Below are 15,105 nucleotides of genomic sequence, written 5' to 3' on the forward strand. Positions count from 1 at the left end.
CGGACGTGCTTGGATGTTCCCGACATGAACACGCTGCTCAACATCATCTGGTTGGTGCTCTCCGGCATCTGGCTGTTCCTCGGCTACGTCCTCGCCGGCGTCATCATGTGCGTCCTGATCGTGACGATCCCCTGGGGCATCGCCTCGTTCCGCATCGCCGGGTACGCGCTCTGGCCGTTCGGGCGCACCGTCGTGCAGAAGCCGACCTCGGGCGCCTGGTCGTTCATCGGCAACGTCATCTGGGTGATCCTCGCGGGCTGGTGGCTCGCGCTCGAGCACCTCGTCGCCGGGGTGCTGCTCTGCATCACGATCATCGGCATCCCCCTCGGCATCGCGAACTTCAAGCTCGTGCCCGTATCGCTCGCGCCGCTCGGGAAGGAGATCGTCGACGCCTAGATCGCCGCCGACGTGGCGACAGACCGCCGGGCGACACCCGACCTGGGTCCATATCGCTCGGGCCGCGACTCGGCCAGAATGGGCCTGAGCCGCGTCACCGGGGGTCGGTGGCACCGGCGCGCGTGAGCGAGGCGGCATGGCACATGGGTGGTCGGCACCGCCGCTCGCGCGCTCGCTCGGCGCGGCGCTCTCCGTCATGTTCGTCATCGGCACCCTCCTCGCCGCGCTCGAGTTCGCGCTGCTCCTGCCGATCCCGCCCGAGTTCTGGGTCATCGGCATGTTCCCCGCCGTCGCCCTCGTGTGGTTCATCGCCGGCACGATCGCGTGGCGTCGCCGACCGAGCAGTCGCACGGGCCTCCTGATCTGGGTCGGCGGGGTCGCGATCCTCGCCGCGGGCCTCATCAACACCGAACTCCCGTTCGGCGTCGTCATCGGCTACGTCTTCTCGACCGCGATGGTCGCGGTCACCGTGCACCTGCTCCTCGGGTTCCCGAGCGGGCGCCTCCCCGACACGCGTTCGCGCGTGATCGTCGTCGCCGCCTATCTCGTCGCCCTGGTGCTGCAGGCCCCGCGCTACGTCTTCGGGTCGGGGCTGTTCGCGCCGACGATCCCGGCGAACCCCGGGCTCGCCGCCGTCGGCTCGGAGGTGCAGCGTTGGACGGGCTACGCCGTCGTCTTCGCCACGGCCGTGCTCCTCGGCCTCCGGCTGCGGGCCGCCTCCCCCGCGCGACGGCGGGTCCTCGCCCCGCTCTACGGCTACGGCATGGCCTCGGTCGTGCTCATCCCGTTGATCCCGACCCTGCTCCGATCCGCGCCGATCACGGTGATCGTCGCCGTGCAGCTCTCGCTCATCGCAGGGGTCGCGATCGCCTTCACCGTGGGTGTGCTCCTCGGCGGCTTCGAACGCACCGCCGAGCTCGAAGAGCTCGCCGCCTGGCTCGGCACCGAGTCGGGTCGCGAACCGCTGCGCTCGGCCATCGCGCGAGCCCTCGGCGACCCGAGCGTCGAACTCGTCTACTGGCTGCCGGTGCGCGACGGCTTCGTCGACGAGCGCGGCGTCGGCGTCGACCCGCCCGACCCCGGCGAGCGTGGCTTCGAGGTGATCGAGTCGGAGGGCGCCCCGATCGGGGCGATCGTCTACGACGCGAGACTCGTCGCCGACCCGTGGCGGGTGCGGGCCGTCGGCCGGGTCGCGGCCATCGCCCTCGCCCGCGAGCGGCTCACGACCGAGCTGCGGACGAGCCAGACAGCACTACGGCACTCGCGCGTGCGGCTCGTCGAGGCCGCCGACCGGGAGCGTACCCGGATCGCGAAAGACCTGCACGACGGCCTGCAGGTGCAGCTCGTCCTCCTCGCCCTCGAGGCGGGCCGCATCGAGGAGGACGCCGGCTCCGACGCCGAACGCGAGCGCGCGATGCGGCTTCGCCGGGGCATCGAGGAGGCTGCCGACGAACTTCGCCGGCTCGTGCACGAGGTCATGCCGTCGGCGCTCGTCGAACGCGGGCTCGTGCTCGCCGCCGAGGACCTCGTCGACCGGATGCCGATCCCCACGACCTTCACCGCCGACGGGCTCGAGGCCGAGCTCGCCCCGACGATCGCGAACGTCGCGTACTTCGTCGTCGCCGAGGGGCTCGCGAACACCGTGAAGCACGCCGGCGCCGTCTCGGCCTCGGTCCGGCTCGCGCGCACCGGCGACGTGCTCACGATCGAGATCGCCGACGACGGCGTCGGGGGCATCTCACCCCGCAACGGCCGGGGGCTCTCGGGCCTCGCCGATCGCATCGATGCCGTCGGCGGGCGGATGTCCCTGGACAGCACGCCGAGCGGCGGCACCCGACTCAGCGCGGAGCTGCCGTGCGGGTCGTGATCGCGGAGGACGAGACCCTGCTGAGGCAGGGTCTGCGACTCCTGCTCGAAGAGGGCGGGTTCGAGGTCGTCGCCGCCGTGCCCGACGCCGAGCTCCTGCTCGCGGCGGTCGGCGAGCACCGGCCCGATCTCGTCATCACCGACATCCGCATGCCGCCCGACCATCGCGACGAAGGGCTGCACGCGGCCCTCCGAATCCGGCACGAGCACCCCGACATCGCGATCGTGGTGCTCTCGCAGTACGTGCAGCGGCGCTACGCGATCGAACTCATCGGCGGCCGCGCCGCGAGCGTCGGCTACCTCCTCAAGCAGCGCATCGCCGATGTCGGGGCGTTCCGCGGCGACCTGCGCCGGGTCGCGGGCGGCGGCACCGCGCTCGACCCCGAGGTCGTCGCGGTGCTCATCTCGCGGGCGGGTCGCGGCGACGGCGTCGTGCGCGGGCTCACCCGCCGCCAGCAGGAGGTGCTCGCCTTCATGGCCGAGGGCCGCAGCAACGCCTGGATCGGCCAGCGGCTCGTGCTCACCGAGAAGGCGATCGTGCAGCACACCTCGGGCATCTACGACGCGCTCGGCCTGCCCGTCACACCCGACGACCACCGTCGGGTGCTCGCGGTGATCCGCTACCTCGACGGCGCGGCCGACTGACCCCCGTTCTGGGACCCGGCGAGCGCGCGAAGGGCGACATGGGTCCATGTCGGCGCCCGCCAGGCGCGGCCAGAGTGAGGATGCCCCTGACCGGGCCCACACCGGAAGGATCACCCATGGCTCTGTCGACCTCCGTCACCCTGCGCCGCACCACGGTCGGTGCGGTGCACGCCGCCGATCGCCTCTCCCCGGCCCTCGCCGCGGCCCTCTCCGCCCCCGTCTTCGAACGTGCCCGCCCGCCCCGCGAGGTCCGGCCGGGTGAACAGCCCGTGCACCTCGCGGCCTCCCGCAGCCGGCTGCAGCTGCCGCACGGCGACGGCGTGCTCTACGAGTGGGGCGCCGGCCCCCGCACCGTGCTGCTCGTGCACGGGTGGCGGGGACGCGCCTCGCAGTTCGCACCCATCGTCCGCGAGCTGCGCGCATCCGGATGCCACCTCGTCGCCTTCGACGCGCCCGCCCACGGCGACGCCCCCGGGCACCGCACCGACATCCGCTCGTGGGTGGAGGCGATCAACCGCCTGCACCTCGAGTTCGGCCGCTTCGAGGCGATCGTCGGGCACTCGCTCGGCTCGCTCGCGGCGATGGCCGCCGTGCGCGACGGCGTCTCCGTCCGAGGCATCGTCGGAATCGCGCCGATGGCCTCCGGGCGTTACCTCTTCGACGCCTTCGCCGACGGCATGGGGCTCAGCGCCGCCGCCGCGGCCGCGCAGCGGGAGCAGTACACGCGACGCGTGTTCCCGCACGCCGTCGACCCGTGGCGGCGGTTCGACTCGATCGCCGCGCCGCTGCCGCGCGACGTCGGGCTGCTCCTCCTCCACGACCGCGACGACCGAGAGATCGACGCCGCCCAGAGCGAACTGCTGCACGCCGCGCACGGCGAACGTTCACGGCTGATCGTGTCGACCGGCTCGGGGCACTCGCGGCTGCTCGCCGCCGATCGCACCCTCGACGCGGTCGCCGCGTTCGTGGACGGCGGCGTCAGCGGCATCGACCGGCTCGAGCGGGGCGAGGAGCGGAGGGTCACGACGGCGGCCTGAACGGGCGCCGTCGCGTCGGCGGCGAGGCCTACGCTCGAAGGGACATGAGCACCGAGCCCACCGCACCCGAGTCCGAGCCCGCGCCCGCCGCACCCGCCGCCGCGCCGACGTCCGCGAACCGCACCGTCGACCGCGACATCCTGCGGCTCGCCGTGCCCGCGCTCGGCGCGCTCATCGCAGAACCGCTCTTCCTGCTCGCCGACACCGCGATGGTCGGCCACCTCGGGGCGACCTCGCTCGCCGGGCTCGGGCTCGCGAGCGCGGTGCTGCAGACGATCATCGGGCTCATGGTGTTCCTCGCCTACGCGACCACGCCCGCGGTCGCCCGACGGGTCGGCACGGGCGATCTGCGCGGCGCCGTCGCGGCCGGCATCGACGGACTCTGGCTCGCGCTCGGCATCGGCGTCGTGCTCGCCGTCGCGGGCTGGTTCGCGGCGCCCTGGCTCGTCGACGCGTTCGGGGCGACGAGCGAGGTCGCGGCCGAGGCATCCGTCTATCTCTCGATCTCGATGCTCGGGCTGCCGGCCATGCTCATCGTGTTCGCCGCGACCGGCCTGCTGCGCGGTCTGCAGGACACCCGCACCCCGCTCTGGGTCGCGGGCATCGGCTTCGCCGTCAACATCGTGCTCAACTACCTGTTCATCTACGTCGCCGGGTGGGGCATCGCGGGCTCGGCCGTCGGCACCGTCGTCGCGCAGTGGGGCATGGTGCTCGTCTACCTCGTCGTCGTCCAGCGGCACGCGGCGCGCGCCGGGGCGAGCCCCTGGCCGCACCACGCCGGCGTGCTGCGCGGCGCCGCGTCGGGCGGGTGGCTGCTGCTGCGCACCGCGAGCCTGCGCGTCGCCCTGCTGCTCGCCACGTGGGCGGCGACCGCGCTCGGTTCGAACGAGCTGGCGGCGTTCCAGGTCGCGATGACGATCTACTTCACCCTCGGCTTCGCCCTCGACGCCCTCGCGATCGCCGCGCAGGCACTCATCGGGCGGGCGCTCGGAGCCGGCGACGTCATCGTGGTGCGGCAGATCCTGCGGCGCTGCATCGAATGGGGAATCGGCTCGGGCGCCGTGCTCGGCGCCGTGCTCGTCGCGAGCGCCTGGGTGCTGCCCGGGCTGTTCACGAGCTCGGCCGAGGTCGCCGCGCTGCTGCCGCCCGCGCTCGTCGTGCTCGGGCTCTCGGCCCCGCTCGGCGGGCTCGTGTTCGTGCTCGACGGCGTGCTGATCGGCGCGGGCGACGCCCGCTACCTCGCGTGGACGGGCCTCGTGAACCTCGCCGTGTTCGTGCCGCTCGCGCTCGGCGTCGTCGCCGTCGCTCCGCCCGGCGCGGCCGGCCCGGCGTGGCTCATGGCGGCGTTCGCGATCGGGTACCTCGCGGCCCGCGCCGTGACGCTCTCGCTGCGCGCCCGCGGCGACCGCTGGCTGGTCACCGGCGCCCCGGCCTGAGCCGCCCCGGCGGCCGAGTGCTCAGCGCGGGGGCGCGGCCGTCGTGTCGCCGACGTGGAGCGTGCTCGTGAAGCACACCGAGTCGGGCTGCTCGCCCGCGAGGAGGCTCACCACGGCCTCGCCCGCAGCGCGACCCTTCGCGACCGAGGGCTGCACGAGCGTCGTCAGGTCGTGCTGGAGCCCGTCGACGCGGATGCCGTCGAAACCGACCACGCTGAGCTCGGCGGGCACGGCGATGCCGAGCTCCTCGGCGGCGAGGATCACGCCGGCCGCGAGGAGGTCGCTCTGCGCGATGATCGCGGTCGGCCGTGCCGACGGGTCGGCGAGCAGGGCGAGCGCCGCGTCGCGCCCCTCCTCGATCGAGCTCGCCCCTGCGACCTGTGCGGGAGCCTCGGGGAACACCGTCCGGGCGCCCGCCAGCCGTTCGCTCGTCACACCCACGGCGCAGTCGCGCTCGAGCTCGGGCGTGAGCGGGCCGCGCGTGCGCGCCGCATCGACGGGGAGGGTCACGATCGCGACGCGGGTATGCCCGAGCTCCCGGAGGTACTCGGCGCCGCGCCGCGTCGCCGGCAGGTTGTCGATCGAGATCTCGGGAACCCCGTCGTCGGCGGCTCCCTCGATGGCGACGGCCGGGATGCCACGCCGCCGGAGCACCTCGACCGACTCGGCCAGCCGCGGGCTGCACCCGACGAGCACGACCGCGTCGACGGGCGCGCTCTCGATGCTCACCGCATGCTCACCGGCGCCGCCTGCCCCGCCCGAATCGGTGAGCAGCAGCAGCCCCGCGCTGAGCGGGGCGATGCCCTCGGCGATGCCGTCGAGCATCTGGATCTTCACCGGGTCGAGGAACGCCGTGCGCACCCGCTCTTCCAGCACCACCCCGACGATGCCCGAACGACCGCGCCGCAGTGAGCGGGCGCGCGGGTCGGGGCCGCCGTAGCCGAGTGCGGCGGCGGCGTCGAAGACGCGCTGCTTCGTGGCATCCGACACGGGACCCGAACCGCTGAAGGCGAGCGAGGCCGTCGACGCGGAGACGCCGGCGTGCGCGGCGACGTCGGCGAGCGTCGGACGCGACGGGGGCTGCGCCGGCGCGGTGACCGGTGCGGAGGCTGGCTCGGCAGGTTCGGGCTGCATGCGCCCGATTCTAGGCCGAATCGATTCGAATGGGGTGCGGGGGTTTCGAGACGCGCGCTCCTGCGTCGCTCGCTCCTCAACCAACGGGAACGGGCGCCGGGTTTCGAGACGCGTGCTCCTGCGTCGCTCGCTCCTCGACCAACGGGAACGCTCCTCAGGCGACGGGGACGACCGCGTCGCGCGCCTCGACGAAGGCCGCGACGCAACGCCGGATCTCGTCCTCCGTGTGGGCCGCCGAGAGCTGCACGCGGATGCGGGCGGCCCCCTTCGGCACGACGGGGTACGAGAACGCGGTGACGAACACGCCGCGGGTCTGCAGCTCGGCTGCGATGCGCGCGGTGAGGGCGGCGTCGCCGAACATGACCGGCACGATCGGGTGCCGGCCGGGCAGCAGCTCGAAGCCCGCGGCATCCATCAGCTCGCGGAACAGCGCCGCGTTCGCGTTCAGCCGCGTGCGCAGCTCGCCCGACGACGAGAGCAGCGACAGCGCCTCGATCGTGCCCGCGACGATCGCGGGCGCGAGCGTGTTCGAGAAGAGGTACGGGCGCGCGCGCTGGCGCAGCAGGTCGACGATCTCCTGCCTCGCGGCCACATAGCCGCCGGATGCCCCGCCGAGCGCCTTGCCGAAGGTGCCGGTCGTGATGTCGACCCGCCCCTCGACGCCGCAGAGCTCGGGGGTGCCGCGGCCGTTCGCGCCGACGAAGCCGACCGCGTGCGAGTCGTCGACGAAGACGAGCGCGTCGTAGCGGTCGGCGAGGTCGCAGATCTCGGCGAGGGGGGCGATGTAGCCGTCCATCGAGAAGACGCCGTCGGTGACGATCACGCGGCGGCGCGCATCGGCCGCGGCGACGAGCTGCGCCTCGAGGTCGGCGAGGTCGCGGTTCTTGTAACGGAACCGGCGAGCCTTCGACAGGCGGATGCCGTCGATGATCGAGGCGTGGTTCAGCTCGTCGGAGATGATCGCGTCGTCGGGCCCGAACAGGGTCTCGAAGACCCCGCCGTTCGCGTCGAAGCAGGAGGAGAAGAGGATCGTGTCGTCGTAGCCGAGGAACTCGGAGACGCGCTGCTCGAGCTCGAGGTGGAGCTCCTGCGTGCCACAGATGAAGCGCACGCTCGCGAGCCCGTACCCCCACTCGTCGAGCCCGTCGTGCGCCGCCGCGATGATGCGCGGGTCGTTCGCGAGCCCGAGGTAGTTGTTGGCGCAGAAGTTCAGCACCTCACGGCCGGCGACCGCGATCTCGGAGGACTGCGGACCCTGGATGCCGCGCTCGCGCTTCGTGAGGCCGGCGGCCTCGATCTCGTCGAGCTCGGCGCGCAGCTGATCTCTCACCGTTCCGTACATGCTCAGACCTCCGTCCAGTCGAGGATGACCTTGCCCACGCCGCCGGAGGCGGCCACGTCGAACGCTTCGCGCCAGTCGCGCGCGGCGAAGCGATCGCTGATGATGGATGCCACGCGCTCGCGCAGCACCTCGCTCGTCTGCAGCATCGCGCTCATCGAGTTCCACGTCTCGAACATCTCGCGTCCGTAGATGCCCTTGAGCGTCAGCATGTGCGTGACGACCTTGCCCCAGTCGATCGCGTAGGGCTCGCTCGGCAGGCCCAGCATCGCGATGCGGCCGCCGTGGTTCATGTTCTCGATCATCTCGGGCAGCGCCTTCGGCGCCCCGCTCATCTCGAAGCCGACGTCGAAGCCCTCGCGCATCCCGAGCCGGGTCTGCGCCTCGCGCACGCGCTCCGTCGAGACGTCCACGACGTCGTCGGCGCCCAACTGCCGGGCGAGCTCGAGGCGCGCGGGCGAGACGTCGGAGGCGACGATGAAGCGAGCGCCCACGTGACGGGCGACCGCGATCGACATGAGGCCGATGGGGCCGCAGCCGGTGACGAGCACGTCCTCGCCGACGACCGAGAACGCGAGCGCCGTGTGCACGGCGTTGCCGAAGGGGTCGAAGATCGCGCCGACCTCGGGGTCGACCGGCGAGTGGTGCACCCACACGTTCTGGCCCGGGATGACGATGTACTCGGCGAAGGCGCCGTCGCGGTGCAGGCCGACGCCGAGGGTGCGGATGCACATCTGCCGGCGGCCGGCGCGGCAGTTGCGGCACATGCCGCACACCACGTGGCCCTCGCCGGAGACCCGGTCGCCGACGGCGACGTCGTGCACCAGGGGGCCGACCTCGACGACCTCGCCGTAGAACTCGTGCCCGGCGATGAGCGGCGTCGCGATGTTCGACGCGGCCCAGTCGTCCCACTTCTCGATGTGCAGGTCGGTACCGCAGATGCCGGTGCGCAGCACCCGGATCTTCACGTCGGCGGGACCGGGGGTCGGTTCGGGCCGTTCGACGAACTCGAAACCGGCGCCGGGGGCGGCTTTGTAGAGGGCCTTCATCGCTGGAGAACTCCGTTGTTTCGGCGCACGAACCGCTGGGTGCGGCGGTTCATGCGGTTGGTCCGGTGGGTGCGCCGGATGACTCGAACATCGTATCGGCGCGAGGCGGTGGATCGCCTCGGATGACTCAGGCTCGCGCCGCGGCGGGCTCGACCTGCCCCGCGTCGAAGTACGCGACGAGCTCGGGGTCGAGCTGCGGCACCTCGAGGGTGCCGGCCTCGCCGCGCAGCGACTCGGTCGCGCGGATGCCGACGGCGACGGCCTCGCGTGCGGCGACCGGCGACGTCTCGGTCAGCCCGCCGTCGCGCACGAAGCGGAAGAACTCGGCCACGAGCAGCGCGTCGGCGCCGTCGTGCCCGACGTCCTCGGGCGATTCGGGGACGATGAAGGTCTCGTCGGCGGGCGCCGCGCCCTGGTGCCGGCGGTTCCAGAGCCGCACCTCCGACCCCGAGACATCCCCGAAGTTCTCGATGCGGCCCTCGGTGCCGATGACCGTGTAGTTGCGCCAGTAGTCGGGCGTGAAGTGGCACTGCTGGTAGCTCGCGAGCACTCCGTTGCCGAGCCGCATGTTCACCATCGAGATGTCCTCGACGTCGATGACCGGGTTGAGGCCGGTCTGCGCCGTCGGCGGCCAGTTGTCGAGACTGAACCAGTCGCGCATGCGCTCGCCCGAGCGGTCGCGGCGGTCGTCGATGTCGCCGTAGACGCTGAGCGAGCCCATCGCCTGGACTTCGGTCGTGTAGGCGCCCGCCAGCCAGTGGATGACGTCGAGGTCGTGCGCGCCCTTCTGCAGCAGCAGGCCCGTCGTCTTCTCGCGCTCGGCGTGCCAGTCCTTGAAGTAGTAGTCGCCGCCGTTGCCGACGAAGTGGCGGCACCAGACCGCCTTCACCTCGCCGATGCGCCCCTCGAGGATGAGCCGGCGCATGAGCAGCACCACCGACATGTGACGCATGTTGTGGCCGACGTACAGGCGCGTGCCGGTGCGGCGGGCGGTCTCGAGGATCGCGTCGGCGTCCTCGACCGTCACGGCGAGCGGCTTCTCGCAGAAGACGGGCACCCCCGCCTCGAGCGCCGCGATCGCGACGGGCGCGTGCTGGTGGTCGGGGGTGAGCACCATGACCGCGTCGATTCCGCTCGCGAGCAGCTCGTCGAGCGAGTCGGTGACGGATGCCTCGGGCAGCGCCTCGCGGGCTTCGGCCCGCGAACGCTCGGAGAGGTCGCAGACGGCCGTGACGCGGGAACCGCGACCCGGACGGTGGGCCTCCTTCGCGAGCGTCGCGCGGGCGCCGTAACCGACGATGCCGATGTTGAGATCCACGGGTGACTCCTTGCAGATGGTGAGAATGTTCGTTCGCGGCGCAGCCTGCCGGCCGGGTGAGTGACGGGGCCGGCGGGTGCGGCGGCAGGATGGGTGAGGGTCAGCGACCGGCTTCGGGGGCCGGTTCGGGTGCGAGGACGGGGTTCGGGGTGAGCACGACGGTGCCCGGGGTGCTTCCGGGACCCGCCCCGTCGAGGTCGAGCAGCACGATCTCGTTGACGCCCTCGCGGAGCACCGTCCACGGGACGTACAGCGAGAGCTGCGGCCCGCGCTCCCAGTAGCGGCCGAGGCAGAAGCCGTTGACCCAGGCGTAGCCCTTCGACCAGCCCGAGAGGTCGAGGTGGCCGTCGCCGGCGGCGGTGAGCTCGAGGGTGCCCCGGTGGAAGGCGGGGCCGGGCCGCGACGGGCTCGCCGACGCGGAGCCGGCGTGTGCGCCCCAGTCGATCGCCGGGAGCTCGGGGAGGGGCAGCGCGTCGACGACGAATCCGCCGAGCTGCTGCTCCCGGTGCCGCACGGCGCCGAGGCCCTTCGTCTCGCCGAGACGCGGGCCGTAGTTCACCCGCCCCATCGACTCGACGACGATCTCGAGCTCGGCGGGCCCGGCGACCCCGTCGACGACCGGGGCGTCGCCGTCGACGATCGCCCGGAGCTCGCCGTCGACGAAGACGTGCGCACGATCGCGCAGGCCCTCGAGGGTGAGCGGTCGCGGCGCCCGCGGGCCGGGGATGGTCGTGCGGTACCGCACGAGCCCGTGGTCGAGGCCGAGCTGTTCGAAGCTCGGCGGGTAGGCCCACGAGCCCCCGTCGAGGGTGAACTCGAGCGGTGCGCGCGACGTCATCGCGACCTCGGCGCGCTCGACGAGCGGCGGCAGCTCGGGCAGTGAGGGCAGCTCCCCCGGCCGGCCCGTCTGCCGTGCCCCGTCGCCCGCGGCGAGCGCGGCGACGGCGGCGAACTCGCGGCGGAACGCGAAGAACTTCTCGGTCGGCGCCCCCCGCTCGTCGAGCGGGGCGTCGTAGTCGTAGCTCGTCACCGTCGGCTGGAGGCGCTCCCCGCCACCGGGCGCGGGCACGTGGTTCGCCCCCGCCCAGGTGCCGAAGTTCGTGCCGCCGTGCGCCATGTACAGGTTCACGGAGCCACCGCGTTCGAGGATCTCGCGCAGCGACGCGGCGGCATCCTCGGGGTCGCGCGTGACGTGACCGCCGCCCCAGTGGTCGAACCATCCGCACCAGAACTCCATGCAGAACGGCGGGCTGTCGGGGCGGATCGCGTGGAGGGTGTCGAAGGCGCCGGCGGCGTTCGAACCGAAGTTCACGGTCGCGAGGTGCTGCGGGCGCGAACCGCCGGTGAGGGCGACGTCGCTCGGCCCGTCGCTCGTGAACAGCGGCACGTCGACGCCGCGGTCGACGAGTGCTGCGGCGAGCGCGTCGAGGTACTCGGCGTCGGCACCGTACGAGCCGTACTCGTTCTCGATCTGCACCATGAGGAGGCTCGGGTGAGCGGCGAACCGGGGCACCACCCGGTCGAGGTACCGCCGGACCGGCGCGAGGAAGGACTCGTCGCTCGTGCGGAGCGCGCGGCCGACCCGGCCGGTCAGCCACGACGGGAACCCGCCGTTGTCCCACTCCGCGCAGATGTACGGGCCGGGGCGCACGATGGTGCGGAGCCCGGCCTCCCCCGCGGCGTCGAGGAAGCGGTCGATCCGATCGAGGTTCCGCCAGACGCCTTCCTCGGGCTCGTGGAAGTTCCACGCGAGGTAGGTCTCGACGGTGTTGAGGCCCATCGCCCGGAGCGACTGCATGATCGCGGGCCACTGCTCGGGCTGCGAACGGAAGTAGTGCGCGGCGCCCGAGAGGACGCGGAACGGCTCGCCGTCGAGGGAGAACCCGCCGGCGGAGATCGAGAGCGTCATGCCGTCGACCCCTGCAGCCCACGCGGCGGCGCGTCGAGATCGGTCGACCCGCCGGGAACGAGCGACCACGGGAACTCGTGGACGCTCGGCTCCGCCGGCGACTGCTCGAGGGCGCGCCCCACGATGATCTCGGCCTGCCGCTCGTAGAAGTCGGTCGGGCCCACCGTCGTGAGCGACGGCGCGACGAGCTGCGCATCGGGGGTGTTGCCGACGCCCATGATCGCGACGTCGTGCGGCACCCGCAGGCCCAGCATGTGCGCCGCGTTGATCGCCGCGATCGCCGCGAAGTCGGTCGTCGCGTAGATCGCGGTCGGGCGGCGCTCGCCCGAGAGCAAGGCCACCGCCGCCGTGAACGCGCTCGCCTGCGTGTCGGCGAAGGTCTCGGTGAGCGCGGGGTCGGGCTCGATGCCGTGCGCACGCAGCCGTTCGAGGTACGGGGTGTAGCGGGTGACCCCCGTCGTGCTCCCCGCGAAGGACGCCTCGGAGGCGAGGCATCCGATGACCGTGTGCCGTTCGAGCAGGTGCTCCATCGCGAGCTCGCAACCCGGGATCGCGTCGGAACGGATCACGTCGTAGCCCTCGGCGTCGAGCGTCTCGGAGAAGACGACGAGTCGCTGGCCCCGGTCCACGAGGCTCGCGAGCCTCGCACGCGATTCGGGCGAGTCGCCGACGAGGTCGAGGTACGCCACGTCGCTCTCGACCCGGTCGAGCGCCGTGTGCCAGTCGCCGTCGGCGAGGATGAGCGTGGTCAGCCCGTGCCGGTTCGCCTCGACGTTCACCGCGTCGGCCACCGCGAGCGACCACGGGTCGCTCAGCATGTGCAGCGCGAGCTGGACGGTATCGCTGCGGCCGGTCCGCATGGTGCGCGCGGCGCGGTTCGGCCGGTAGTTCAGCTGCTCGGCCGCGTCGAGCACGCGGCGGGCGGTGGGCTCGGCGACCCCGGAACCCGACTCGCCGCCGCCGCGCCCCGAGAAGACGTACGAGACCGTCGCGGTCGAGACCCCGGCGAGCTCGGCGACCATTCGCAGGGTCGGCCGACGGCGCCCGGCGCGGGTCGCCCCGCCGTTCCCGCCGGCGTCGCCGTTGGCATCAGCTGTGCGTGGCATCCGTCACCCCTTCGATCCCGAGAATGCGATGCCCTGGATGAACTGCTTCTGCAGGATCATGAACGTGACCAGCATGGGCAGCGTCGCCAGCAGTGCGCCCGCCATCAGCACAGGGTAGTCAGTGCCGTGCATGCCGACGAGCTGCGACAGGCCGACCGAGAGCGGCATCTTCTCGGGATCGGTCGTGACGACGAGGGGCCACAGCAGGTCGTTCCACGACCAGAGGACCGTGAACACCGTGAGGGCGATGATGCCCGGCTTCGCGAGCGGCACCATGACGCGCCAGAACGTCTGCCACGGGTTCGCCCCGTCGATGCGCGCCGCCTCCTCGAGCTCGGCCGGCATCGACATGAAGAACTGCCGCATGAGGAAGGTGCCGAACGCGCTGAAGATGCCGGGCACGATGAGCGCCTGCAGCGTGTTCAGCCAACCGAGCGACTGGATGATCTCGTACTGCGGCAGCAGGTAGAGCTGCGAGGGCACCATGAGCACCGAGAGGAACACCACGAACAGGGCGTTGCGCCCCCGGAAGGGGATGCGTGCGAACGCGTAGCCCGCCATCGTGCAGAGCACGACCTGGCCGAGCGTGCGGCCGACGGTGAGGAGCACCGAGTTCAGGAACATCTGCCCGAACGGCATCGTCTCGAAGACCTCGGTGAAGTTCGTGAACACCCACGGGTCGGGGAACACGATCGGCGGCACCTGCACCGAGTCCTGGAAGGTCTTGAACGCGGTGAGTGTCTGCCACACGAACGGGAAGATCATGAGCACGGCGCCGCCGGCGAGCAGCAGGTGCACGAGCCAGTGGCCGCGGTTGCGGCGGCCGGGGCGGCGCGCCGGGCGAGGGGCGGATGCCTCGGCCGGAGCCCCGGTCATCGCCCGGGTGTCGAGGGAGACGTCACTCATAGTGCACCCACTTCTTCTGCAGCCGGAACTGCACGACGGTCAGCACGAGGATGATGATGAGCAGGAGGAACGCGATCGCGGCCGCGTAGCCCTTCTCGTTGTCGATGAAGCCCGCCTCGTAGAAGAGGTACACGATGGTGCGGGTGTTCGGCATCGCCGGGTTGGCCGTGCCGAGCATCATGTAGATGAGGTCGAACACCTGCAGCGCACCGATCACGCTGATGACGCTGACGAAGAAGATCGACGGCGAGAGCAGCGGGATGGTGATCGAGAAGAACTTGCGCACCGGGCCGGCGCCGTCGAGGTCGGCGGCCTCCATGACCGTGTCGGGGATGCCCTGGAGCCCCGCGAGGAAGATCACGATGTTGCTGCCGAGGCCGGCCCAGATTCCCACCACGGCGATCGCGATGAGGGCGGTGTTCGGGTCGGTGAGCCAGCTCTTGCCCTCGATGCCGAAGACGCCGAGCACCTCGTTGAGCACGCCGTAGTCGCCGTTGTAGATCATGCGCCAGACGAGCGCGATGGCGGCCGGCATGGTCACGACCGGGATGAAGTAGAGGGTGCGGTACACACCGCGGCCGCGGAGACCGGCGGTGTTGAGCAGGGCGGCGATCCCCACGGCGAGGGGGATGCCGATGAGCGCGACCACCGTGTAGATCGCCGTGTTGCGGAGTGCGCCGAGGAGCTCGGGGTCCTGCGCGAGGCGCACGTAGTTGTCGAGCCCGACGAACTCGGAGCCGCCGAAGGGGCCCGACTCGGTGAACGACATGAAGAAGGTGCGCACCGTCGGCCAGAGGTAGAAGGCCAGGATGCCCACGGCCGTGGGGCCGATGAAGAGCAGCGCCCACCAGGACGACTGCCCGGGGCCGCGGCGACGGCGGGCCCGCCCGGGGGCGGCGCTGGGCCGCCCCCGGTCGAGCTCGGAGATCGGCGCGGCGGCGCGCTGCGCGATCAGGTCGGTCAT

General features: G+C 72.2%; 13 protein-coding genes. 5 read left to right on the top strand and 8 right to left on the bottom strand.

Annotated elements, in window-relative coordinates; translation table 11 throughout:
* Positions 1 to 24: 24 nt before the first annotated feature.
* From ACFVTX_RS09570 to ACFVTX_RS09590, 5 genes are all read left to right on the top strand, one after another.
* Complete coding sequence (locus ACFVTX_RS09570; RefSeq protein ID WP_386899446.1) at positions 25 to 396, top strand: YccF domain-containing protein; 372 nt, start codon at positions 25 to 27, stop codon at positions 394 to 396.
* A gap of 136 nt (positions 397 to 532) precedes the next feature.
* Positions 533 to 2,263 (top strand): sensor histidine kinase, encoded by a 1,731-nt coding sequence (locus tag ACFVTX_RS09575; protein WP_386899448.1) that lies wholly within the window; start codon positions 533 to 535, stop codon positions 2,261 to 2,263.
* Positions 2,251 to 2,907 carry a response regulator gene (locus ACFVTX_RS09580; RefSeq protein ID WP_386899450.1) on the top strand — a complete coding sequence of 219 codons (657 nt, stop codon included), beginning with the start codon at positions 2,251 to 2,253 and terminating at the stop codon, positions 2,905 to 2,907. The genes ACFVTX_RS09575 and ACFVTX_RS09580 overlap by 13 nt, the downstream gene beginning before the upstream one ends.
* 116 nt (positions 2,908 to 3,023) lie before the next feature.
* A complete protein-coding gene (locus ACFVTX_RS09585) occupies positions 3,024 to 3,944 on the top strand; it encodes an alpha/beta fold hydrolase (protein ID WP_386899452.1) in 921 nt (306 codons plus the stop codon).
* Positions 3,945 to 3,988: 44 nt separating this feature from the next.
* Positions 3,989 to 5,380, top strand: coding sequence for an MATE family efflux transporter (locus tag ACFVTX_RS09590; RefSeq protein ID WP_386899454.1), 1,392 nt, complete (start codon positions 3,989 to 3,991; stop codon positions 5,378 to 5,380).
* 21 nt (positions 5,381 to 5,401) lie between these two features.
* On the opposite strand, the gene ACFVTX_RS09595 is transcribed toward ACFVTX_RS09590, so the two are convergent.
* The 8 genes from ACFVTX_RS09595 to ACFVTX_RS09630 all read right to left on the bottom strand — a co-directional run bounded on the left by ACFVTX_RS09595 (position 5,402) and on the right by ACFVTX_RS09630 (position 15,105).
* Positions 5,402 to 6,514 carry a LacI family DNA-binding transcriptional regulator gene (locus ACFVTX_RS09595; protein ID WP_386899456.1) on the bottom strand — a complete coding sequence of 371 codons (1,113 nt, stop codon included), beginning with the start codon at positions 6,512 to 6,514 and terminating at the stop codon, positions 5,402 to 5,404.
* Positions 6,515 to 6,668: 154 nt separating this feature from the next.
* The gene (locus ACFVTX_RS09600; protein WP_386899458.1) at positions 6,669 to 7,856 is read right to left on the bottom strand and encodes a glycine C-acetyltransferase; all 1,188 of its coding nucleotides are present in this window, start codon (positions 7,854 to 7,856) and stop codon (positions 6,669 to 6,671) included.
* 2 nt (positions 7,857 to 7,858) lie between these two features.
* Positions 7,859 to 8,902 (bottom strand): L-threonine 3-dehydrogenase, encoded by a 1,044-nt coding sequence (tdh, locus tag ACFVTX_RS09605; RefSeq protein ID WP_386899460.1) that lies wholly within the window; start codon positions 8,900 to 8,902, stop codon positions 7,859 to 7,861.
* 127 nt (positions 8,903 to 9,029) lie between these two features.
* Positions 9,030 to 10,220 carry a Gfo/Idh/MocA family protein gene (locus ACFVTX_RS09610; RefSeq protein WP_386899462.1) on the bottom strand — a complete coding sequence of 397 codons (1,191 nt, stop codon included), beginning with the start codon at positions 10,218 to 10,220 and terminating at the stop codon, positions 9,030 to 9,032.
* Positions 10,221 to 10,320: 100 nt separating this feature from the next.
* Positions 10,321 to 12,129 carry a beta-galactosidase family protein gene (locus ACFVTX_RS09615; RefSeq protein ID WP_386899465.1) on the bottom strand — a complete coding sequence of 603 codons (1,809 nt, stop codon included), beginning with the start codon at positions 12,127 to 12,129 and terminating at the stop codon, positions 10,321 to 10,323.
* Positions 12,126 to 13,235, bottom strand: coding sequence for a LacI family DNA-binding transcriptional regulator (locus ACFVTX_RS09620; protein WP_386899466.1), 1,110 nt, complete (start codon positions 13,233 to 13,235; stop codon positions 12,126 to 12,128). The genes ACFVTX_RS09615 and ACFVTX_RS09620 overlap by 4 nt, the downstream gene beginning before the upstream one ends.
* 3 nt (positions 13,236 to 13,238) lie before the next feature.
* Positions 13,239 to 14,141, bottom strand: coding sequence for a carbohydrate ABC transporter permease (locus ACFVTX_RS09625; RefSeq protein WP_386899468.1), 903 nt, complete (start codon positions 14,139 to 14,141; stop codon positions 13,239 to 13,241).
* Complete coding sequence (locus ACFVTX_RS09630) at positions 14,134 to 15,105, bottom strand: carbohydrate ABC transporter permease (RefSeq protein ID WP_386899470.1); 972 nt, start codon at positions 15,103 to 15,105, stop codon at positions 14,134 to 14,136. The genes ACFVTX_RS09625 and ACFVTX_RS09630 overlap by 8 nt, the downstream gene beginning before the upstream one ends.

Origin of the sequence: Agromyces sp. NPDC058136 (assembly GCF_042884375.1) — a bacterium.
GTDB lineage: Bacteria > Actinomycetota > Actinomycetes > Actinomycetales > Microbacteriaceae > Agromyces.